The sequence below is a fragment of the Peribacillus deserti genome, from assembly GCF_002863585.1.
Classification (GTDB): Bacteria; Bacillota; Bacilli; order Bacillales; family DSM-1321; genus Paraperibacillus; species Paraperibacillus deserti_A.
In genome coordinates this window covers 57,539-78,626 of sequence record NZ_PGUY01000022.1, presented here as the reverse complement: position 1 = coordinate 78,626, position 21,088 = coordinate 57,539, and the positions used below count along the sequence as shown (strand labels likewise).

The following is a 21,088-nucleotide window of genomic DNA, read 5'->3' as shown; positions in this document are numbered from 1 at the left end:
TGTCCAGCTCCGGACTGACACCTTCGGTCATAAGCCAATCGCCATTAAAAGGCAAAATCGGCCTTTTACTGCCGCTCGTCTTATGCCGTTCAGGCGTCTGCTTTTCTTTTAGTGTTTTGCCTCAAATTAAAAAAGATCATCATTCAGCTTTTGGAGGGATCTTTTCTTGAAAAGCACCGTCCTCCACTTTTCGATCAGGTGAGACCCCACAGGCGAAGCCGAGGAGGCTCAGCGCCCGCCCCGCGGAAAGCGAGCATCCTGGAGTGGAAATCACCCCCCTTGTTCAAAAAACAACAAAGTTTGCGAAAACAGCCAAAATATAAACTTTTTGGCCCATAATAGAAATATGGGCCATTTTCTTTCCCATCAAGAATTCCGGCGAAAAACGGCTATTGAGAGAAAAGGTGAATAGCGTGGCTAAAAGAAAGCAGACTGGTATATGTGAACTATGCGGACGTGAAGATGTGGAAACAACGATTCATCACCTGACGCCTAGAGAAATGGGAGGAAGCTATCTCCCTACTGCACATTTATGTATTCCATGCCATAAACAAATCCATGCATTGTATTCCAATGCTGAACTTGCGTCAAGGCTCTCATCTGTAGATCTTCTGAAGCAGGATGAACAAATACGGAAATTTCTGAAGTGGATTAAAAAACAAGCACCAGGAAAACACCCGAAAATAAGCAAATCCAGGCAAAAAAGAAGGAAATAAAAAAGCAAGTGCGTATGTTCAGTGCACTTGCTTTTTTTGCTATACCCCGCTTGTCAATTGTTGCCTACCATAGCCTGGTCAACCAGGTTTGCATCATTTACAAGATTCCCATTTGCCAAGGTATTGGTTAAGATCAGAAGCCCGGTATTTCCTGCGCCTGAACCGCTTACTGACTTTGTTGCTTCTTTAGGGGAAATAACCAATGCATCACCAAAATGAGCGATTCCTCCTGTAGCTACACTGGTAATTTGAACTGGCCCTACGAAAGAAGGCATGGGTGACACCCTTTCTTATCTACAGAGATTTATCTGTATCAGTAGTAGGTATTTGTACCTGTAATAAGGTATGCAAGAACCCAAAAAAGGTGCTTTTTCAGCGGGGCTGTCTCCTTCTTTCTCTTTCAGCAAAAAGATGCCTGATATTTTTAATCTTTGCCTGCATTCTAACATCCTGGGTTGAACCAATGTGGATGATAGAAGATGCAGTTACACCTCCAATATCAATAAAATCAATATGAATAAACGGGCTCGTATGGGTGGTGTTTAAAGCAAAAGATTCATCTAAAGGAGCAAACAGGATATCTTCTGTGAATACCGGATCATTAAAGGTTCCTTCATTCCCGTAGAACAGTTCCTGTTCGCGCTGGAGCGCAAAAGTATAATTGGTCGAGTCTATAAATTTTGTGTCGCCTAGTTGAATAGTTGAGGAGAAAATTAAAGTATCCACATTAAGCCGGTTTACATGCGAGATTCTTCTTTGGAACATAGCTTATCCTTTTGGTGCAACAGACACTAAGGGACCAACGATTAATGACTCAGGGGGAGTATCAAAAGCGGAAGCCAGTTGAATAGTTTTTGTGTCTCCAACTAAGAGCAAAGAAGAACTGGCGATGGCTCTTATTTTTATGCTTCCTACACAAATATCTTTATTTACTACATTAAAAATCATTCGGGTGCCTCCTATTGCTGTTTTGGTGCTGTATTTACAAATTTAAAGAACGCCTGAGAAAGATCGACTTTAAGTTTTTCAATAATAGTTTCTATTTGGGCGGAAAGCTGGTCAGGGGTGCGTTCATGTACCGGAATGGAATCTAAATAATAGCTGATTTTTTGTGGAAGCTGTGAGCTGATATCATCTTTAATAAAGTTTAGATAAGAAGGATCGATACTGCGAGAATCTGCACCCGCCCTGGCCAGGTTTTCTGCAAGTTCAGTGTTCATATAGGATTGCAAGGTACTGCAAATATGTCCGGTAACCTGATCGAGCTCAGGGAAAACATATGGTGAGTGAACAGGTGCATCATTAACTGCGAATTCATCGATATTCTGCAATTCCTGCGGGTTTAATCCGATATTCAGTGTTCCATCAAGTCTTTCAACCTTTAATTGATCAAATCGGTATTCAATCCGTTCCACATTGACTGGGGGCTTTTCCTTTAACTGCCTTAATTCGGCAGAAAGAGTATGAACCGCAGCTTCAAGATCTTTTATTCTTTTGTCCTGAAATTCAAGATAGCTCTGGAGCTGGCTAAAGTACGTGTGAAAATCTGCGTTCATGTTTACTCACCTTCTCCCTCAGTTATAAGGTCACCCCTCATGCTGGTTCGCTATAGCATATGTGAAAAGAGCAAATAGGTGATTGCCTATTTTCTAGCGCCCCCGGATGCGAATGGGACCAATGGAACTGCCGGAGGGGCAGGCTCTGTAAAGCCTCCTGAGTTAGATAATATAGACGAAGGCTTGATGATTCCGGCGCTTCCTATTTGAAATACGGAAGAATTGCTGATTCCATCGATCCGGATCATATTAATGTGAATCGTCTGCTGAATATTGAAGGTAACCCCCATTTACTCAACTCCTCTAAAGGAAAAATTTTGCACAGTCCTAAACATTCGCAAAAATAGGCTGATCAGCGCCATCCGCATCATACGTATTGGTGCTGCTTACCTGATTATTAACCGATATCCTGTCGCCTGTATTAAACGAGCCGGCACCAGCAAAGGTCTTAGAAAATGAAAAAGGAGCAATCTTATATACGTCGCCAATATTAAATACGCCGCTGTCTCCAATTGATATTACCTGTACAGCTCCTACAATGGCAGGCATAATGTTCATTCCTTTTTATAAAAAAATATCTATATTATTCTATGCCCAGTCAATGGGTATGTGATAAATGGGGCAGCGATTGTTCCATGTAAGAAAATATAGGTATTCAATTCAATTAAAGATTCGTTTAAGATATTAATAGAAGGGAGTGACCTGCTTAACAAATGTCTGGGATACGTGAGCAAGACAGAATTATGTCTATAGATATATTGAGAGGATTCTCAATATTGGGAATTTTCCTTGTTAATATGCCTTATTTTCATTCACCGTCTGTAGAAGACCCTTTGTCCTGGTGGCCGGGAAAATGGAATCGAATTCTATATGCAGTCATAGATATCCTTGCCCAGGCGAGTTTTTACCCGCTGTTTGCATTTCTATTTGGTTTTGGGGCGGTCATCATTTCGGAAAGGACTTCACAAAAAGGCCTATCTTTTCCTTCCGTGTTTTCAAGAAGGCTTATCATTCTGCTTTTCATTGGCGGAGTCCATGCGTTTCTGATCTGGCACGGTGATATTCTGATAAACTACGCTCTTTTTGGTTTTGTATTTTTACTTTTTTATAAGAAAAGCGGAAGGAAGCTTATGAATGCGGGGGCTGTCATGACTCTGTTATTCACCGGAGCCATTTCGCTGTTATACCTGGCCGGCTCTGCTGCAGGTGAAGAGGTGGGTGCACCGCAGAATAACATACCTCTGCTACAGCATTCCATGCAAATCTACCAGCATGGGACATTTTCTGAAATTACCAGCGAACGATTCAATGAATGGTATAAGGTGAACAATCCCATGTATGCTATTATCCTTTTTTTGTCTATATTCCCGCTGTTTTTGATTGGTGCAGGTTTTGCTAAATTAAAGTATCTGAGCGAGCCAGGCAAACATGAAAAAAGTCTAAAACGTATTTTTATGGCTGCCTTCGCCTTTGGTTTTACTATAAAACTCCTGCCTTATTTTGCTGACTATAACTATTTCTATCTATTCCTCCAGGACAATCTGGGAGGCCCGCTCGTTTCAATCGGATACATTGCGGGACTTGCGTTACTTCTTGAAAAAAAGAAGGCCAAGTATTTGCTGCGTCCATTTTCCTTTGTGGGAAGGCTTTCCTTGAGCAATTATTTGTTTCAGTCCATTTTGTGTACCTTTCTTTTTTATTCCTATGGCTTAGGATTATATGGAAGCCTCTCGTTCATTGGCGGAACCCTGCTGGCGCTGGCTATTTTTATTATTCAGGTCTTCTTAAGCTTCCTATGGCTTCGGCACTTCAGGATGGGGCCGGTTGAATATGTATGGAGGATTGGGACGTACGGAACTCTTATGAGGAAAAATAAAGCAGGTGAGCATGGGTGAAGAAAATCATGATTATAGGATGCGGCGGTGCAGGAAAATCCACTTTGGCCAAAAGATTGGGCGCGAAGCTGAATATACCGGTATATCATCTCGATGCTTACTTTTGGAAAAAAGGATGGATTGCAACTCCCCGTGCTGAGTGGACAGGGGTTATCCAGAACATTATGGCCCGTGATTCCTGGATCATGGACGGGAACTTTGGAAGTACGATGGACATGAGAATCAAGGAAGCAGACACGGTCATATTTCTGGATTTTCCAACCATTCAGTGTTTATACGGAGTGGTTAGCAGACGAATTAAATACCATGGAAAAACAAGGCCGGATATGGCAGAGGACTGTCTGGAAAAACTGGATTGGGAATTTATCAGCTGGGTAGCCCTCTATAAAAAACAAAGGGCACCGAAAATCCGGGAAAACTTAGCAAGCTTAACTGACAAGAATATTTTCATTCTAAAAAACCGAAAAGAAACCGAAACATTCCTTCAAAATTTAAGTAAAAAGGGGAAGATCTTATGAAATTAGCAACCATATTACATAAAAATGAGCAGATGGTGGTCCTGGCTGATGATGAGAAAAAGCGATACCTCCATATTGGCCAGGCTGCTAAAGAGCTCTTAAACCAAAAATTAGACACGTCCTCCATGATAGACTGCATACAAATGGGACAGGAATTTATAGATACACTTGTGCAAGTCCAGGAGGCAGCGGTCTCGGCACAAGATTCAGATTCCCTTTATATACGCTTCGACGAGGCACAGCTGCTTGCGCCGATTCCCCGTCCGCAGAAGAATATCTTCTGTGTAGGCAAAAATTATGCCGACCATGCGATTGAAATGGGAAGTGAAGCAGATATTCCCAAGCATGTGATGCTATTTTCTAAAACGCCGACTACGGTCATTGGCCCGGAAGCATATGTACCGAACCATGAGGGTGTAACAGACTCCCTGGATTATGAAGGAGAGCTCGCCGTTATCATCGGTAAAACCGGAAAAGACATTGAGGCTCAATCCGCTCTCGACTATATTTTTGGCTATACGATTATTAATGACGTTACGGCAAGAGATCTTCAATCCAGGCACAAACAGTTTTTAATCGGAAAGAGCCTGGACGGCTCCTGTCCGATGGGGCCCTATATTATCCATCATTCAGCAGTCCCGGATCCTTCCAATTTAGATATAGAAACAAAGATAAATGGGGAAGTCCGCCAGAAATCCAATACCAGCCATTTTATTTTCAGCATAGAAGATATCATTTCAACCATCTCGAAGGGAATGACGCTCGAAGCAGGGGATATCATTGCTACCGGAACACCTGCGGGGGTCGGAAAGGGATTTAAACCGCCAAAGTTTCTTAAATCAGGCGATACGATGGAAATAAGTATTAAGGGACTAGGAAAGCTTGCAAATACTATTAAATAAGGGCCAAAAAGGCAATAGCCGCACCATTTCATGGAGCAGCTATTGCCTTTTTGTCTGAGTGGCCATGAAATGAACGGCTGTCGGAAAGGTTTGAGAGGCTGAATGGGATTTTTGATCGTCCGTCCAGCAATTTTCTGCAAAGTCCTTATTTGTCAGAAGAACTTGAGCACGCATCAGAAGGCCAAGGACACGAATGGTCGTTCATTTTTTCTGCTAATACATATAGAAGTAATCAGCCGAAACTCATGCTGGTAAGGAAAATAATGATTCAGGACTAGGGGTTTTTTGTTTAAATCCTCATAAACTTGCATGTACCCCTCATAAAGTTCCATCTACTCCTCATAAAGCTTCAGTTACCCCTCATAAACCAGGTCAGCCTGATTAAGTATTTAATACAAGGGTGACTGCCAATTCAGGCCCTTTAACACGCATGCTGGCCAATAGAAGGCAGCACCACTATCTATGCTGCTATCCATCCGGGCTTCTTGATTGGCGCTTGCATAGTAGTGGCGAACAAAATAAAAAAATCACGTATAAAGCAGTGATAATCGAGCATAGAATGTCCGGAATCGAGTATTGAGTTCTAAAAATCGCGGATCGTGCAGTCGAGCTGGGCATCTTGAACTGAATAGGTCGATCATCTGTCTAAAATCCACGTGTCCAAACCCCGAAAATACGTATGGCATAACGAATCATACGCAAAGGCACTCAAAGCCGAATGTTTAAAAATCGAAAAAATAGAACGGCAAAACTTCATACTTTTGTTCCAAATCCGTTGCGGGTGCCAAATCTAAGAGCACCGGCTCGACATGAAAATCTCTTCTCATATTGTAACTTGATTTATTTTCTAAAGCGATTTAAACCTGGGCAGCTCTTATCATTAAATAAGTATAGACACAACCCGAGATACCTATTATTGCGCAGGATTGGAATGGAGCTTTTCAATAACAATTCGCTTACCGGTATTGATGGTAAATTCAAATCGGTCATGCTCATTTTTTAAATATCGAAAGTGGTGCTGGACGGAGCAGATTCCTTCGCCATTATCGAATATAAAAAAATTTACTCCGGATTGTAATTTCTTTTCTTTGAGAAATGTCAGCTGATTGTAGCTGTAAATACAATCGTAAATCGAAAAATCTAATGAATTGAGGGTTGTTATAAATTGAAAGAAAGCATCATCATTCAGTTCATCCAGTAATCGTTCGAATGAATAAAGGATATTTTTCCTAATACGTACCTTTTCCTCATCATATAAATAAGTGGTGTCTTTGCTTAATTTGATTACACCATTGTCTTCGAGGATCCCTTTTCTCCATCTATTGCCTCTGAAAATCTCTATATCATGGTGAAGAAAATCGTCAAGAGAAGCAGCTTCATCTGTTTCATCATCAAAAAATACCCATTGCTGGTTGATAAATTCTACTACACCTTCTGTGAAGGCTCTGGATTGTATGGATACAAGTTTAGATCGGTGCTGTTGGTTCATGGTCTACCTCCAAAATGGATGCCTCACCTACTTTTTAGACAAAATCATCTTAAAATATAACTGGTATTTTTTTTCTGGGTCGGGACAATTAACCATCTATTCGGTTTTGCATAGTCTATGTTATCTGTAAGGAAGGTCTAAAGTTATAAGCTGCGGTACCTTAGCAGGCAGCGAAAAAGGCAGCTGTTACAAATAAGGAACCTAATTAGTTTCATTCTCAAACAAGGCTGCATTTAGCTTTGCAAGCTTGCGCAGGAAAGGAAGATGTATATGTGTGGGATAACGGGATGGGTCCATTATCAAAGAAATCTTAAGAACGAAAAAGCGATTGTCGAGCATATGACCACTACTCTGCAAAGACGCGGTCCAGACGAAACCAATATCTGGTCGGAACCGCATGCAAGCTTTGGCCACAAAAGACTTATTGTTGTCGATCCCGCTGGCGGAAAGCAGCCAATGACAAAGGAAGGAAATCATAATCGTTATACCCTCTGTTACAATGGAGAGCTATATAACACAGAGGATTTGCGAAAAGAACTTCTAATAAAAGGATATTCGTTTAAAGGGCATTCTGATACAGAAGTATTGCTTGCCTCCTATATAGAATGGAAAGAAAAGTGCGTGGAATTTTTCAATGGTATCTTTTCATTTGCGGTTTGGGATGAAAACGAGGAAAAACTTTTTATAGGAAGAGACCGGTTAGGGGTTAAACCGCTTTTTTTCACTGAAAAAGACGGTGGTTTCCTATTCGCTTCCGAAATTAAAGCCCTGCTTGCTCACCCGAGTGTCAAACCGGAATTGGACAGAGAAGGATTGGCGGAAGTATTTGGTCTGGGACCATCGAGATCGCCTGGTTCAGGAGTATTTAAAGGTGTGAAGGAACTCCGGCCTGCCCATGCGCTTACTTTTTCCAGAGACGGTTTAAAAACTTGGCGTTACTGGAATGTAAAGAGTATGGAACATAAGGAAACCCTGAATGAAACCGCAGATACGGTCGGATTTTTACTAAAAGATGCGGTAACAAGGCAGCTGGTATCAGATGTCCCGCTTTGTACGTTTCTTTCTGGGGGAGTTGATTCCAGTGCGATAACAGCCATTGCAGCCAAGCATATGGAAGAGAAGGGGCTGGGCCAGCTTCATACTTATTCTATCGACTATGAAGACAATGATAAATATTTCCGTGCTAACGCTTTTCAGCCAAATTCCGACGGCCCGTGGATCAGGCGGATGTCAGAAGCTTTCAACACTCACCATCACAGCTATGTGATTTCACAGGATGCGCTGTCCGATTATTTAGCCGATGCTGTAAGAGTAAGGGATATGCCAGGAATGGCAGATGTAGACTCCTCACTATTATGGTTCTGTAAGGAAATAAAAAATGATTTTGTTGTGAGCTTATCGGGAGAGTGTGCGGATGAAATTTTTGGCGGCTATCCGTGGTTCCACCGTGCAGATGATTTAGGCAGCGGCAGTTTTCCATGGATGCGGTCCCTAAAAGAGCGAAACTCCCTGTTAAAGACTCATTGGCAGGAAAAACTTGCGTTAGAGAGCTATGTGGATCAGAAATATAAGGACACTATAGCAGAGGTTCCAGTATTAGAGGGAGAGTCCGGGGCAGCTGCTAAACGGCGGGAATTATTCTATTTGAATATGATCTGGTTCATGACGACGCTGCTTGACCGCAAAGACCGGATGAGTATGGGAGCAAGCCTAGAAGTCCGGGTGCCATTTGCGGATCATAGATTAGTAGAGTATGTATGGAACATACCGTGGGAAATGAAAATGGCCGGAAACCGGGAAAAAGGAATCCTTAGAAAAGCCTTAGAGGGAACATTGCCTGAGGAAGTATTATACAGGAAGAAAAGTCCATACCCGAAAACCCATAACCCTTCTTATACACATAGAGTCCAGCAGCTCTTGAAAAAAAGGCTGGGTAATAAGGACTCTGTTCTTCATGAACTTTTTGATAGCAATAAACTCCAGGAAATCATTCATACAGGCGGGTCAGCCTTTAAGGTTCCATGGTTCGGGCAATTAATGACGGGGCCCCAGCTGTTAGCCTATCTTGTACAGCTTGATACTTGGTTTGAAGGATACGGAATACAGCTTGTAGAGTCTTAAGAAAAGCGGAAAGCGGTTTTCTTATCATCCGCGTCCTGGCTTGTATCCGGGGGTCTTACCTTAGAGCTGGACAATAGAAAAAATAGGGACAGTGACTTCCAAAGAATTTGCATCACGGAAGGCTAAGCATAGCACTTAGCCTCTACTATACTGTCACATAATTAATGAAAGAAAGAAGCCGCCTGCGTGCATCGGCTTCTTTCCGTTTTTTAATAGAATGTATCCGGTTTTAGCTTTCTGACCCCTTGAACCGCAGAGATGATGGTTCTGCCGGGCGCTGCTTTTGAAGAATCCCTTTTCCTCCCAAATACTCGATTTCTATCTCCTCATCATGATAAGGCCGCGCAGCCATTCATCGGCAGCCAAAGAACAAACAGCGGCCAGGTAATAGCGAATAGAGATCGTTTTTTTATGTTTTTCATGTAGTCTCCTTATGCCAGAGCCGCCCAAGTTATTAGGCAGTTAAGGTGTATAGTACAGCAAACAAGTGGACAATTTTAGGTACGGTTATTTTTTTCCTATACCAAATTATCAAACTGACATTATTTGTTCAAGAATAGAAAAAAATATTTTATTAAATGAAATTCAGGAACCCTGTAAGCGGCATGGTATAGGTATAATGGGAGATATGGTTTGTGGAATCGTTTCCGCGATCACATAGTTTCGTAAAATAATACTCATGATAATCCTTTTTTTGCCGCGCTTGACCTGGAGTCATTGGGGGATAAAGCTAATCTAAAAAGGCTAAAAAGAGATAGTAAGGAGAGAGAAGAAATGAAGAGCAAAATAGGGGCAATTCTATTGCTTCCATTCCTTCTGCTGTATTCTTTTCCAGCTGCAGCTGAGGAAACAAAAACAGAAACAAGGGAATGGCAGGATGAAAATATATATTTCCTGATGGTGGACCGATTTAAAAACGGAGACACGCAGAATGATTACAAAGTTAATGTCAAAGACCCCACGGCCTATAATGGAGGTGATTTCAAAGGGATTGTGCAGGAACTGGATTACATAAAGGATATGGGCTTTACCTCCATCTGGCTTTCACCGGTATTTGACAATGATGATAAAGGTTATCACGGCTACTGGGTTCACGACTTTTATAAAACCGAAGAACATTTTGGGACAATGAAAGAGTTCAAGGAATTAGTAAAGGAAGCGCACAAGCGGGATCTGAAGGTTATATTAGATTTTGTTGCAGACCATACGGGTACAAATCATCCGTGGGTGAACGATCCTTCCAAAAAGGATTGGTTTGAAGAACAACAGTCTAACAAACTGCCGGACTTAAATCAAAACAATCCGGAAACGCGCAAATATCTACTGGATGCAGCCAAATGGTGGGTGAAGGAAACCAATATTGATGGATACGGGCTGGATAGTGTCTCGAATGTCCCAGTTGACTTCTGGGCTGACTTTTCTAAAACCGTAAAGTCTGAAAAAAAGGATTTTTATGTATTAGGAGAAGTAAAGGAAAATGACCCTGGAAAATTGTCTGACTACCAGAAAGCAGGAATCGACGGACTTCTGGATTATCCGCAAAATGCATTCCTTAGAAAGATATTCGCTGCACCTGACCGAAGTTTAACGGAAGGGTTTGGCTCCATAAAAAGAAACAAGGAAAACTTCCATCACCCGGAGCTGCTTGGAACTTTGATGGATAATGAAGATATGCCCCGGTTTACGAATGAAATTGTGAATAATAAACAAAATCCCGGCACAAGGTGGAAGCTGGCCCTGTCCTATTTATACACCGTGCCCGGCATTCCCATCGTCTATTATGGCTCCGAAATTGCACTCAATGGGGGCAGCAATCCGGATAACCGGCGATTAATGGGATTTAAGGCGGAAAAAGAAATTATCGACTACCTCACAAAGCTGACTGAATTACGAAATAAATATAAAGTACTTACCCGTGGAACAATGGAAGTTTTATATGATAAAGACGGGATGGCTGTTTATAAGCGGGAGTATAAAAAAGATACCTTCGTGATTGCCATAAATAATTCTTCAAAGTCGAAAACAGTTGTTTTAAATGAACAGGATTTGCATAGAGATAAAGAACTCCGCGGCCTATTGGAAGGCGACCTTGTAAGAAGCAAGGACGATACGTATAAGATTATTTTAGACCGCGAGAAAACAGAGGTATATGCCCTGGCAGATAAAACCGGCTTGAATATTCCATATCTGCTGCTAATGGGTTCTGTTTATGCAGCATTTATTGGATTTATCATCCTGCTGGTTAAGAGGAGAAAGAAAAACAAGTAGATGCATACAGCAACGGAGGGCTGGGACATGAAAAAAATCTGGTGGAAAGAAGCAGCGGCTTATCAAGTTTATCCGCGCAGTTTTATGGACAGCAATGGAGATGGAATCGGAGATATTCGCGGGATTATATCTAAGCTGGATTATTTAAAAGAGATGGGAATAGATGTGATTTGGATCTGCCCGATTTTTAGATCACCCAACGCAGATAACGGGTATGATATCAGTGACTATCAGGATATCATGGATGAATTTGGGACAATGTCAGATTTTGATGAGCTGCTTGAAGAAAGTCATGCCCGTGGTATGAAAGTCATTCTCGATCTCGTTATCAACCATTCCAGCGACGAACACCCATGGTTCATCGAGGCCCGATCCTCAGCAGATAACCCGAAAAGGGACTGGTACATATGGAGTGACGGAAAAGATGTCGCAGAACCAAACAACTGGGAAAGTATTTTCTCAGGGAGCGCCTGGGAGTTCGATGAGAATACAAACCAATACTATCTACACTTATTTGATAAAAAGCAGCCGGACTTTAATTGGGAAAACAGCGAAGTAAGAAGAGCCCTCTATGATACGGTCAACTGGTGGCTGGATAAAGGAATCGATGGATTCAGGGTGGATGCAATCAGCCACATTAAAAAACGAGAAGGTCTTCCGGATATGCCTAACCCAGAATATTTAGAACATGTTCCCTCGTTTGATATGCACATGAATCAGGAAGGCATACACGAATACCTCGAGGAATTGAAGAACGAGACATTTTCAAAATATGATATCGTGACCGTTGGCGAAGCAAATGGTGTAGGGATTGAACAGGCTGATGAGTGGGTAGGCGAAGTAAACGGGAAGTTTAACATGATTTTTCAATTTGAGCACCTTGGCCTATGGGACAAAGGACGAAACCACACCGTGGATGTTATCCAGCTGAAAAAAACCTTTACAAAGTGGCAGAAGGGCTTAATGAATCTGGGATGGAACGCGTTATTTTTAGAGAATCATGATCAGCCGCGAAGTGTGTCTACATGGGGAAATGACCAGAAATATTGGAAGGAAAGCGCCAAAATGCTGGGCGCATGCTATTTCTTGATGTCTGGTACACCATTCATCTACCAGGGGCAGGAAATCGGCATGACAAATGTCAAATTTGACTCCATACATGATTATAATGATGTGGGCATGAAAAACCTCTATCGCATTGAGACGGCAAAAGGACGGACGCATGAAGAGATCATGGAAATCATCTGGCTGAGGGGACGGGATAATTCCCGGACACCGATGCAATGGAACTCAGAACCGAACGGCGGGTTTTCAACAGGGACTCCATGGATGAAGGTTAACCCAAATTACACCAAAATCAATGTGGAAGACCAGAAAGAAGATCCGGATTCCATTTATCACTTCTATAAGAAAATGATAGCTCTCCGCAAAGAACACGAAGCCATTGTTTATGGGGACTATCAGGTGCTTCTCGAGAGCCATCCAGCTGTTTATGCCTATACGCGCTCCCTTTGTACTCAAACCGTTCTCATCATCTGTAATTTCGGTGAGAAAGAATCACATGTGAGCTTTCCGCATTTCATTGGAAAACAAACAGAACTCCTGCTGGGTAACTACCGGGAAGCAGAGAATGAACAGCCTATAGCCATCCAGCTGAAACCCTATGAATCACGTGTTTATCTAGTTCAATGAGTAAGAGAATGGATCCTTTTGCAGGAGCCATTCTTTTTTTATCCCATATCAGCTCCCAAGGTAAAGCCCAAAGAAACAGCCCATGAAAAAAAAGCAGGCCACCCAAAAGATGGCCTGCTGCCTGCTTACCCATTTATGACTTTGCCGCCGTTGATATGAATCGTTTGTCCGCTTATATAAGAGGAGTCATCGCTAGCCAGGAATACATAAGCCGGAGCTAGTTCTTCAGGCTGGCCGGCTCTTCCCATTGGAGTGTTCTGTCCGAATTTTTCAACTTGCTCTTCTCCGAAAGTGGATGGTATCAGCGGTGTCCAGATCGGTCCTGGTGCGACGGCGTTTACCCGGATGCCATCTTTCACAATGGAATTAGAGAGTGCTCTTGTAAATGAAACGATTGCTCCTTTTGTTGAGGAATAATCGATCAGCGTTGGATTGCCCTCATAAGCGGTAATGGATGCTGTATTAATGATGCTGGCTCCCTTTTTCATGTGGGGAAGTGCCGCTTTTGTCAGATGGAACATGGAGAAAATATTCGTTCTAAAGGTACGCTCAAGCTGATATTTTGTGATATCAAGAATACTGTCCTGTGGATGCTGCTCTGCTGCATTATTTACCAGAATGTCCAGCTGTCCGAATTCGTCGATGGTCTGCTGCACCACATTTTGACAATGTTCTTCGTCGCCAAGATCCCCTGTAATAAACAAGCATTTGGCACCCTCTTGTTCAATAAGGCTGCGTGTCTCTTTAGCGTCCGCATTTTCTTCTAAATGTGCAATCACAAGGTTTGCGCCTTCTTTTGCAAAATAAATGGCTGCGGATTTTCCTATTCCACTATCGCCGCCTGTAATGATGGCCGTCTTGCCTTTCAGCTTGCCTGATCCTTTATAAGATGAATCCACAGAATCTGACCTTGGTGTCATTTTGATTTCAGTTTCCTGTCTTGTATCCTGTTGTTGTGGGGGAAACCCCTGGCTTTGATTTTGATCCTGGCTCACTTTAATCCCTCCAAGTTTTGTATTCTATAATTTTTTTCCTTTGTAAGCCATAAGAAAACATGGAAAATTTATACAGCGAACTCAGGGGCATAGGGCCAGACAAGCGGTAACTTGATTAGAACAGGGAAAATAGTGCATTTGCTTAGGGAGATAGAATGATTCCAGCAGGTCAATGTGTCCATGCCGGTAAACTTGAAGCTGCCCTTTTGGCTATACCAGCTAAAAATGAAAAAGAAGAGGCCATATTAAATGCCTCTCCCTTAATGAGTTTTATCGGTAGTTTAAGAATTGAACGTCGATTGAAAGGTCGGCACCCTTAACAGCGGCGATGATGCTCTGCAGGTCATCCCTGCTTTTGGCCGTTACCCGGATTTGGTCTTCCTGGATCTGGCTTTTTACCTTCAAGCCGCTATTTTTGATAAGCGTGTTGATTTTCTTTGCATTTTCTTTATCGATGCCCTGAATCAGCTTTGCCCTTTGTCTTACTGTACCGCCTGAAGCTCCTTCAATTTTACCGTAATCCAAGTTTTTGATGGGAACTCCTCGCTTGACTAGTTTGCTGATTAGAACATCCTTTAACTGATCAAGCTTATACTCATCGTCAGACACCAGTACAAGCTCTTCTTTATCAAGAGTGATATCACTTTTGCTGCCTTTAAAATCATAGCGGGTTTTAATTTCTTTCATGGCCGCAGTTACAGCGTTAGTCACTTCTGAAAAATCTACTTTTGATACAATATCGAATGAACTTTCCTTTGACATTTTGAACCTCCATATGCTCTAGTTTTTTTCATTATAGCAGACCGGAAATTAAATTCCTAAGCGGGAAGGCTTAGACGTATTCAAAAGACGGTCTGGGTTGCCAGCCGCCTTTTTTAACCGTTCATCTGACGGGTTTACGTATAGACTAAGATAGTGCATTAGCTGGTTGTGACTTGTATTACACGTTGGCTAATAAGATACACCAAATAGATAAATATTTACGCTGAAACGCTGCCGGCAGCTGCTCTCGGCGCTCTTTTAGGCTTTTAGGTGCGAAAACCTGATATTCCTGAATCCTTGTATAAAATAAGATGGCAGTCAAGTTTTATTTAGGTATGTAATTTAACTGCTGGAAGAAGGGAGCTCATTTAAAAAGAAAACACCAAGAGTACCAGGGCCGACATGTGCTCCAATAGAAGAGCCGATGGTATTGATATAAACTTCCTTGACGCCATACTCTTCGATAATGGCCTCTTTCCATTCCAGGGCCGTTTCCTCAGCATCCGCATGACAGATTGCAATGGATTGTTCTGAGATCCTGTCGCCACGTTCCCCCATCACTTCGATCACCCGCTTCAGCAGCTTTTTCTTTCCGCGGATTTTTTCTAAAGGAACCAGCTTCCCGTCTTCTACGTTCAGGAAAGGCTTTATATTTAAAAGCCCGCCAAAAAAGGCCGATGCTTTTGAGATTCTTCCGCCGCGAGCCAGATATTCCAGGTTATCAACTGTAAATAAATGCTCCATATGTTTACTTCGGAAGACAGCTTCTTTAATGATCGTATCCTTAGCTGCGCCTTTTAATGCTTGTTCGGCGGCATATCTTACGACTTGTCCGTAACCTAATGAAGCCCCTTTGGTGTCAATGATTTCGAGATCAAGTTCCGGGTATTCTTCCTTTACCTGAGCGAGCGCCATAACCGCGGTTTGATAAGTCCCTGACAGCTCTGATGAAAAGGCGAAATATATACCGGATTTCTTTGTTGCAGCGAACTCTGTGAAAATCTGTATCACATAATCAACAGATGGCTGGGACGTCTTAGGTGTCTTTCCTTCCTTCATGGCTGAAAAGACTTCATCAGGAGTGATTCCTTTAAGGTCATCGTAGTCTTTACCATCTAGGTGGACTTTTAACGGAATAAATGTTACGTTGTATTCTTTATAAAAAGATAAGGGTAAATCTGACGCACTATCGGCTAAAATGTGTACCGACATGGCTTACACCTTCTTTCATATTGTGCTATTTGTATAGATTAGTGTATCTATACTTCGGAAAAATTACAATCCTTCAGAATAGGAATAAGCATTCTAGGGTAGTTCAATACTAGCAACATAGAGATGGGGGATATACATATGGTTTATGCGGAAACAAAGAAGATCATCATCGTCATTTTGGGAGCATTGCTGAATGCTATTTCAATGAATTTATTTTTAATACCGGCAAAGGTGTATGCCAGCGGTTTTACCGGGCTTGCCCAGCTGCTTTCTAATCTCTTAGGAAGTTTTGCTCCTTTTCAGATTTCAACGGGGATTTTGCTGTTGTTGCTAAACATACCTGTAGCAATTCTTGCATGGAGAAGGGTCGGGAAATTATTTACCTTTTACAGTCTGCTGAGCGTAGGGTTCAGCACTATATTTTTAGAAACAATTCCTGTTACGGCAGTTTCGCCTGATATACTGCTTAATGCTGTATTCGGCGGTGTAATAGCGGCAGTCGGCATTGGTTTTACCTTAAAATACGGTGCTTCTACAGGCGGGCTGGACATAGTAGCAATGGTTCTATCCCGGATGAAGGACAAGCCCATAGGAACTTACCTGTTCAGCTTAAATGCGATTATCATAATCACTGCAGGCTATGTCTATGGCTGGGAAAAAGCTTTATATACCTTGGTAGCCCTTTATGCGTCCACCAGAGTGGTTGATGCCATTCATACAAAATATGAAAAGCTGACAGTGATGATTATTACGAAAAATTCGGATGAAATGAAAAAGGCTATTTATGAAAGGTTTGTACGGGGACTTACCATTCTGCCTGCTAAGGGTGCCTTCACTAATGAAGATAAAAATATGATTATGATTGTCATCACAAGATATGAACTATATGATCTAGAAAAACTGATCAAAGATGTTGATCCGGCAGCCTTCACCAACATTGTGGAAACAGTGGGGGTACTAGGGCGATTCAGAAAGGATTAAAAAAGCTGGCAGAATGGTCTGCCAGCTTTTTGCTGTACCTACACAGTGGCTGCTTCAGCTGCCAGGAAAAAGTAGCCCGCTAAGGCAGGAAGCGGCTTGAACATGCAGAGGACTTGGTGATAACGGCAGAAATAGAGACTCATCAAATGCCGGGCATTCCGCATTATAAGCCGCCGCCTTCAGACGCTTCGCGTTCCTGCTTTCTTGCCTCTGCTTCTGCATATGTCATCCGATAAGGTATTTTAAGGCTGTGCTGTGTCACAACATCTTTACTATGCTGTACAAACCGTCTAGATCCTTTACCCATCGAAACCCCTCCGCATCCACTGTATTGACACTAAACTCCTGTGTCATGTATTAGCTTTATCAAGAAGGAATCTTAATAAATCGGGAAAATTCTGGTTAAAGTGATGGGCAGGGACAGGAGAAATCCGTTGAACGTAACGTATTTGGGTGGTGGGATTAGCGAAACGATTGAAGAGGTAAGGCCTCAGCCGGGCAGAGAGCATTTGGAGGTGAATGTTAATAGTTAAGGTGAAAAGAGAGTGGACCACCAGCCATAATAGCGGTTTTCCGCTGCTTTTCAGTGGAAAATCACTTCCTTTAAAACTAGAAGCATTCAATTTCAGGAGACCTGAGGGTGTAAGCAGGCATTTTTTGATTTTTTGGCTGGATCTCACCTCGTTTATGCTTCAGATTCCGTACTTTATGCTTATATTTCGCCACTTTATGCTTATGTTTCGTGGGTTTATGCTCAGGTTTTAGACCTTTATGCTTATCCTTGTGAAACCTATGCTTAAGTTTAGAGCTTTATGCTGATGTACCTGTGCTTATGCTTATGTTTAAGGTGTTATGCTGATGTACCTGAGCGTGCTTGATTTTTAGGATCTAATGCATAAGTTTCTTGTCATATGCTGGCTGATACCTGGTGCTATGCTTATGTTATGTCTGCTCAAATCCTGATTATTGACCCTATACTTGCCAGCAGAAGTTGGTTACATAAATGTTCCTTCCCGACCAGAGCCTGCCCCCGCTGCGTCCGCGGTCGAAGTCCGGAAGGACGCACTTCAGGCGGATAGCGATTTTGGGATTAGCCACCGATACAATTATTATTGCTGGTACAGACAATCCTTATTAGTTCCCATGGCTCGAGCGGGACTGTATCCTAGAAAGGACCTTATAATAAAAGACCCCCTAAACGGGAGTCTCCTATATCATGCAGTCTTTTCTTTAAAGAATTCTTCCAGGAATACAGCAATCCCGTCTTCCTCGTTCGAGAGTGTAACCTCGTTGGCGATGCTTTTAAGACCGCCAATGCCATTACCCATGGCAACGCCGCAGCCAGCCCATTCGATCATTTCAAGGTCATTGTCCTCATCACCGAATGCGATGATACGCTCCCTCGGTATATGTAAGGATTCAGCCACACGCTTAATTCCTACTGCCTTATTAAGGCCTTTTCTTACTATTTCAATAACATGGAAAGGATCTGCCCATCTTCTATGTTCTATCACCTCTGCATGGACTTCATGCAAGTGGTTTCGGATCAAAGGAACGTGTTGTTCGTCGGTGTGGATCAGCATACTTGTAGGCGGGTCATTCAGGAAGTTCCTTAAATCGCCAGTCGTCACCCTTGGATTACCCATGCTGAAAATATCCATGAGTTTTTCATCATGATAATGGTAATACACATCATCCCGTACTTCAGCGATGATGTTGTGGAATGTGAAGCTCTTAAGTGCTTCAACAATATCTTTTGCGACTTTAATATCAAGAGGAGAGTGATAACTTCCCCAGCCGGTATTCAGTGGATGGTGGACGAAGGCACCATTGAAGTTAACAATCGGAGTATTCATCCCGACTTCTTTATAATATATCTCGCTTGAGCGGAAAGGGCGTCCTGTGGCGATCATCACCTGATGTCCCTGATTCATAAGCCTGCCCAGTATTTGTTTAGAGCGGTCGGATATGGTTTTATTATCTTTTAAAAGTGTTCCATCAAGGTCTAATACAATTAAATGCTGTTCCTTCATAAAATCTCCTTTTCTGTACATGTTTATTTATTATATTAACATGGCTTTATAAAAACGTTTTTAAGCCAAGGTTAAATCTTTTTCCATTGTTTGATAAATAATGTATGGTAGTTATAGAATGAAAAAACTCAGGTTACATGATGCCAGTTAGGAGTCAGTTATCTTGATCAATATCAGTAAAGAAAGTATACACCATATTCCCGTCCTACATATTGTTAAACAGGATAAAAGCAAAGAAAAACTGCCGTTTATTATATTTATACACGGCATAACCAGTGCAAAAGAACATAATTTACATTATGCCTATCTTCTGGCTGAAAAGGGTTTTCGAGTCATACTCCCTGATGCACTCTATCATGGAGAAAGGGAGGCTGATCTTTCTGAAAATAAGCTTATGCTATCCTTCTGGGATATAGTCATAAAGACAATAGCTGAGATTGAGGTTTTAAAGGATTATTATGAAAGCCAGGGGTCAATCGACAGCTCAAGAATTGGGATCGCGGGTACCTCAATGGGTGGAATTATTACTTATGGTGCGCTGACAAAGTACAGCTGGATCAAAGCTGGTGTAAGCTTAATGGGGAACCCGGCATACGTCAGTTATGCGAAACGGCAGATTGAAGCACTTAGACAAGCAAAAATGGATATCCCGCTTACTGATGAAGAATTGGAGAATCTGTATTCACTTCTTGCCCCTTATGATATAACCCTGAATACAGAAAAACTGGCCGGAAGACCGGTATTCCTCTGGCACGGAGAAAAGGATAATGTAGTCCCTTTTCAGGATGCCTATAATTTCTATGAATCAATGTCGGCAGAATATGGAAACGATAGGGATAAGATCGCATTCCTTCTTGATAAAAACGCCTCACATAAGGTAAGCAGGGAAGGCTTGTTAAGAACTCAGGAATGGTTTGTGAAGCATCTCTAATATCATTTCTTTAAAAATTTTGGCATGAAGTACCCTCATAATGGATATAGAAACATATACTAAGGTGAAATAAGGAGAGATTTTGATGGATCAGGATTTAAAAGATAATATCATGGGAGCATTGGAGCAGGTCATTGACCCGGAAATTGGAGTAGATATAGTGAACCTGGGTCTAGTGTATGGCGTGGATATGGACGAGAATGGTGAAACTACTGTCACCATGACACTGACTTCCATGGGATGCCCGCTTGCAGGCACCATTGTGGATCAGGTGAAGACTGCTTTGGAGGATATTCCTGAAGTGAAAAATACAGAAGTGAATATCGTATGGACTCCGGTTTGGAATAAAGATATGATGTCCCGCTATGCTAAGATTGCCCTCGGCATAAGATAACAAGAAAAGCGGAGAACGGTGCTTTTCATACTCATGTTAATTAAAGAGCAGGATGAAAATCAAATTTTTGTTTTCGAATAATCTTAATTGAAAAGCAGACACCTGAAAGGCATAAGAAAAGCGGCAGCGAAAGGCCACCCTTGCCTTTTGATGGCGATTGGCTTATGACCGAAGGTGTCAGTTCGGAGCTGGACAGCGAGAAAAGCGGAAAGCGGTGCCTTTAACCCAGAGCTAATTAAGTGATCAATGTATCAGAAGCCATATTTGAGATACTCCATTTGAGAAAGGCAGAGATCCGAAAAGCATAAGACGAGCTGGCCTTGAGAAGTGCTTTTCTTCTCATGGACTGATTGGCTTATGACTCGAGGGTCTCAGCTTGGAGCTGGACAGCTAGAAAAGCGGAGAACGGTGCTTTTCATACTCGTGTTATTAGCAGGATGACAATCAAATTTTTGTTTTCGAATAATCTTAATTGAAAAACAGACACCTGAAAGGCATTGGCTTAGGACTCGAGGGCCTCAGCTTCCAGCAGGACTAAAACAAAATCACGCCAATGATCAGGAGTGCAAAAAAGGCATCCCGCAAGAGTCTTCGCGGGATGCTTTTTTGAAGAAAAATACCGT

General features: G+C 42.2%; 22 protein-coding genes. 10 read left to right on the top strand and 12 right to left on the bottom strand.

The window, feature by feature from the left end; all coding sequences use genetic code 11:
* The first annotated feature begins 413 nt into the window (after window positions 1-413).
* Entirely contained in the window at window positions 414-716 is a 303-nt protein-coding gene (locus CUU66_RS08120; protein ID WP_101641181.1) for a hypothetical protein, read from the top strand.
* A gap of 53 nt (window positions 717-769) precedes the next feature.
* Here CUU66_RS08120 and CUU66_RS08115 read toward each other — a convergent pair whose 3' ends face one another.
* The 6 genes from CUU66_RS08115 to CUU66_RS08090 form a co-directional block, all read right to left on the bottom strand.
* Window positions 770-991 (bottom strand): spore germination protein, encoded by a 222-nt coding sequence (locus CUU66_RS08115; protein ID WP_101641180.1) that lies wholly within the window; start codon window positions 989-991, stop codon window positions 770-772.
* Between the two features lie 97 nt (window positions 992-1,088).
* Entirely contained in the window at window positions 1,089-1,481 is a 393-nt protein-coding gene (locus tag CUU66_RS08110) for a spore germination protein GerPE (RefSeq protein WP_101641179.1), read from the bottom strand.
* 3 nt (window positions 1,482-1,484) lie between these two features.
* On the bottom strand, window positions 1,485-1,664 hold the full coding sequence (locus CUU66_RS08105; protein WP_101641178.1) for a spore gernimation protein GerPD: 180 nt from the start codon (window positions 1,662-1,664) through the stop codon (window positions 1,485-1,487).
* A gap of 11 nt (window positions 1,665-1,675) precedes the next feature.
* A complete protein-coding gene (gerPC, locus tag CUU66_RS08100) occupies window positions 1,676-2,272 on the bottom strand; it encodes a spore germination protein GerPC (protein WP_101641177.1) in 597 nt (198 codons plus the stop codon).
* A gap of 86 nt (window positions 2,273-2,358) precedes the next feature.
* On the bottom strand, window positions 2,359-2,562 hold the full coding sequence (locus CUU66_RS08095; protein ID WP_101641176.1) for a spore germination protein GerPB: 204 nt from the start codon (window positions 2,560-2,562) through the stop codon (window positions 2,359-2,361).
* Between the two features lie 37 nt (window positions 2,563-2,599).
* Window positions 2,600-2,821: a spore germination protein gene (locus CUU66_RS08090; protein ID WP_101641175.1), complete on the bottom strand. Its 222-nt coding sequence runs from the start codon at window positions 2,819-2,821 to the stop codon at window positions 2,600-2,602.
* 164 nt (window positions 2,822-2,985) lie between these two features.
* Between CUU66_RS08090 and CUU66_RS08085 the strand changes: the two genes are divergently transcribed.
* The 3 genes from CUU66_RS08085 to CUU66_RS08075 are packed head-to-tail and all read left to right on the top strand — an operon-like array spanning window position 2,986 to window position 5,587.
* Window positions 2,986-4,167 (top strand): DUF418 domain-containing protein, encoded by a 1,182-nt coding sequence (locus tag CUU66_RS08085; protein WP_101641174.1) that lies wholly within the window; start codon window positions 2,986-2,988, stop codon window positions 4,165-4,167.
* The gene (locus CUU66_RS08080; RefSeq protein WP_101641173.1) at window positions 4,164-4,685 is read left to right on the top strand and encodes a DNA topology modulation protein; all 522 of its coding nucleotides are present in this window, start codon (window positions 4,164-4,166) and stop codon (window positions 4,683-4,685) included. The genes CUU66_RS08085 and CUU66_RS08080 overlap by 4 nt, the downstream gene beginning before the upstream one ends.
* A complete protein-coding gene (locus tag CUU66_RS08075; protein WP_101641172.1) occupies window positions 4,682-5,587 on the top strand; it encodes a fumarylacetoacetate hydrolase family protein in 906 nt (301 codons plus the stop codon). The genes CUU66_RS08080 and CUU66_RS08075 overlap by 4 nt, the downstream gene beginning before the upstream one ends.
* Before the next feature lie 913 nt (window positions 5,588-6,500).
* Here the strand turns inward: CUU66_RS08075 and CUU66_RS08070 are convergent.
* Window positions 6,501-7,076 carry a DUF2777 domain-containing protein gene (locus CUU66_RS08070; RefSeq protein ID WP_101641171.1) on the bottom strand — a complete coding sequence of 192 codons (576 nt, stop codon included), beginning with the start codon at window positions 7,074-7,076 and terminating at the stop codon, window positions 6,501-6,503.
* A 270-nt stretch (window positions 7,077-7,346) separates the two neighbouring features.
* On the opposite strand from CUU66_RS08070, the gene asnB reads away from it, so the two are divergent.
* The 3 genes from asnB to CUU66_RS24085 all read left to right on the top strand — a co-directional run bounded on the left by asnB (window position 7,347) and on the right by CUU66_RS24085 (window position 13,157).
* Entirely contained in the window at window positions 7,347-9,197 is a 1,851-nt protein-coding gene (asnB, locus tag CUU66_RS08065) for an asparagine synthase (glutamine-hydrolyzing) (protein WP_101641170.1), read from the top strand.
* Between the two features lie 774 nt (window positions 9,198-9,971).
* Complete coding sequence (locus tag CUU66_RS24090; RefSeq protein ID WP_180955209.1) at window positions 9,972-11,465, top strand: alpha-amylase family glycosyl hydrolase; 1,494 nt, start codon at window positions 9,972-9,974, stop codon at window positions 11,463-11,465.
* A gap of 27 nt (window positions 11,466-11,492) precedes the next feature.
* Entirely contained in the window at window positions 11,493-13,157 is a 1,665-nt protein-coding gene (locus tag CUU66_RS24085) for a glycoside hydrolase family 13 protein (protein ID WP_180955208.1), read from the top strand.
* 125 nt (window positions 13,158-13,282) lie between these two features.
* Here the strand turns inward: CUU66_RS24085 and CUU66_RS08055 are convergent, their stop codons facing one another.
* The 3 genes from CUU66_RS08055 to CUU66_RS08045 form a co-directional block, all read right to left on the bottom strand.
* Window positions 13,283-14,152 carry an SDR family oxidoreductase gene (locus CUU66_RS08055; protein ID WP_101641169.1) on the bottom strand — a complete coding sequence of 290 codons (870 nt, stop codon included), beginning with the start codon at window positions 14,150-14,152 and terminating at the stop codon, window positions 13,283-13,285.
* A gap of 270 nt (window positions 14,153-14,422) precedes the next feature.
* Complete coding sequence (locus CUU66_RS08050; RefSeq protein ID WP_101641168.1) at window positions 14,423-14,914, bottom strand: YajQ family cyclic di-GMP-binding protein; 492 nt, start codon at window positions 14,912-14,914, stop codon at window positions 14,423-14,425.
* 342 nt (window positions 14,915-15,256) lie between these two features.
* Window positions 15,257-16,126, bottom strand: coding sequence for a DegV family protein (locus CUU66_RS08045; protein WP_101641167.1), 870 nt, complete (start codon window positions 16,124-16,126; stop codon window positions 15,257-15,259).
* Window positions 16,127-16,264: 138 nt separating this feature from the next.
* Between CUU66_RS08045 and CUU66_RS08040 the strand changes: the two genes are divergently transcribed.
* Entirely contained in the window at window positions 16,265-17,107 is an 843-nt protein-coding gene (locus CUU66_RS08040; RefSeq protein ID WP_101641166.1) for a YitT family protein, read from the top strand.
* Window positions 17,108-17,270: 163 nt separating this feature from the next.
* Here CUU66_RS08040 and CUU66_RS24080 read toward each other — a convergent pair whose 3' ends face one another.
* Window positions 17,271-17,414, bottom strand: a complete 144-nt coding sequence (locus CUU66_RS24080) for a hypothetical protein (protein WP_180955207.1) — start codon at window positions 17,412-17,414, stop codon at window positions 17,271-17,273.
* Window positions 17,415-18,321: 907 nt separating this feature from the next.
* Window positions 18,322-19,140: a Cof-type HAD-IIB family hydrolase gene (locus CUU66_RS08030; protein WP_101641164.1), complete on the bottom strand. Its 819-nt coding sequence runs from the start codon at window positions 19,138-19,140 to the stop codon at window positions 18,322-18,324.
* 163 nt (window positions 19,141-19,303) lie between these two features.
* Here CUU66_RS08030 and CUU66_RS08025 point away from each other — a divergent pair, with 163 nt between their 5' ends.
* Together CUU66_RS08025 and CUU66_RS08020 are read left to right on the top strand one after the other, a co-directional pair.
* Window positions 19,304-20,071 carry a prolyl oligopeptidase family serine peptidase gene (locus tag CUU66_RS08025; RefSeq protein WP_101641163.1) on the top strand — a complete coding sequence of 256 codons (768 nt, stop codon included), beginning with the start codon at window positions 19,304-19,306 and terminating at the stop codon, window positions 20,069-20,071.
* An 85-nt stretch (window positions 20,072-20,156) separates the two neighbouring features.
* Window positions 20,157-20,465 carry a metal-sulfur cluster assembly factor gene (locus CUU66_RS08020; RefSeq protein ID WP_101641162.1) on the top strand — a complete coding sequence of 103 codons (309 nt, stop codon included), beginning with the start codon at window positions 20,157-20,159 and terminating at the stop codon, window positions 20,463-20,465.
* The last annotated feature ends 623 nt before the right edge of the window (window positions 20,466-21,088 follow it).

What these genes read in the sequence shown, in the direction of transcription:
- CUU66_RS08115 (WP_101641180.1), bottom strand. Translation starts at nt 991, where the DNA reads ATGCCTTCTTTCGTAGGGCCAGTTCAAATTACCAGTGTAGCTACAGGA.
- CUU66_RS08110 (WP_101641179.1), bottom strand. Translation starts at nt 1,481, where the DNA reads ATGTTCCAAAGAAGAATCTCGCATGTAAACCGGCTTAATGTGGATACT.
- CUU66_RS08105 (WP_101641178.1), bottom strand. Translation starts at nt 1,664, where the DNA reads ATGATTTTTAATGTAGTAAATAAAGATATTTGTGTAGGAAGCATAAAA.
- gerPC (WP_101641177.1), bottom strand. Translation starts at nt 2,272, where the DNA reads ATGAACGCAGATTTTCACACGTACTTTAGCCAGCTCCAGAGCTATCTT.
- CUU66_RS08095 (WP_101641176.1), bottom strand. Translation starts at nt 2,562, where the DNA reads ATGGGGGTTACCTTCAATATTCAGCAGACGATTCACATTAATATGATC.
- CUU66_RS08090 (WP_101641175.1), bottom strand. Translation starts at nt 2,821, where the DNA reads ATGCCTGCCATTGTAGGAGCTGTACAGGTAATATCAATTGGAGACAGC.
- CUU66_RS08085 (WP_101641174.1), top strand. Translation starts at nt 2,986, where the DNA reads ATGTCTGGGATACGTGAGCAAGACAGAATTATGTCTATAGATATATTG.
- CUU66_RS08075 (WP_101641172.1), top strand. Translation starts at nt 4,682, where the DNA reads ATGAAATTAGCAACCATATTACATAAAAATGAGCAGATGGTGGTCCTG.
- CUU66_RS08070 (WP_101641171.1), bottom strand. Translation starts at nt 7,076, where the DNA reads ATGAACCAACAGCACCGATCTAAACTTGTATCCATACAATCCAGAGCC.
- asnB (WP_101641170.1), top strand. Translation starts at nt 7,347, where the DNA reads ATGTGTGGGATAACGGGATGGGTCCATTATCAAAGAAATCTTAAGAAC.
- CUU66_RS24090 (WP_180955209.1), top strand. Translation starts at nt 9,972, where the DNA reads ATGAAGAGCAAAATAGGGGCAATTCTATTGCTTCCATTCCTTCTGCTG.
- CUU66_RS24085 (WP_180955208.1), top strand. Translation starts at nt 11,493, where the DNA reads ATGAAAAAAATCTGGTGGAAAGAAGCAGCGGCTTATCAAGTTTATCCG.
- CUU66_RS08050 (WP_101641168.1), bottom strand. Translation starts at nt 14,914, where the DNA reads ATGTCAAAGGAAAGTTCATTCGATATTGTATCAAAAGTAGATTTTTCA.
- CUU66_RS08045 (WP_101641167.1), bottom strand. Translation starts at nt 16,126, where the DNA reads ATGTCGGTACACATTTTAGCCGATAGTGCGTCAGATTTACCCTTATCT.
- CUU66_RS08040 (WP_101641166.1), top strand. Translation starts at nt 16,265, where the DNA reads ATGGTTTATGCGGAAACAAAGAAGATCATCATCGTCATTTTGGGAGCA.
- CUU66_RS24080 (WP_180955207.1), bottom strand. Translation starts at nt 17,414, where the DNA reads ATGGGTAAAGGATCTAGACGGTTTGTACAGCATAGTAAAGATGTTGTG.
- CUU66_RS08030 (WP_101641164.1), bottom strand. Translation starts at nt 19,140, where the DNA reads ATGAAGGAACAGCATTTAATTGTATTAGACCTTGATGGAACACTTTTA.
- CUU66_RS08020 (WP_101641162.1), top strand. Translation starts at nt 20,157, where the DNA reads ATGGATCAGGATTTAAAAGATAATATCATGGGAGCATTGGAGCAGGTC.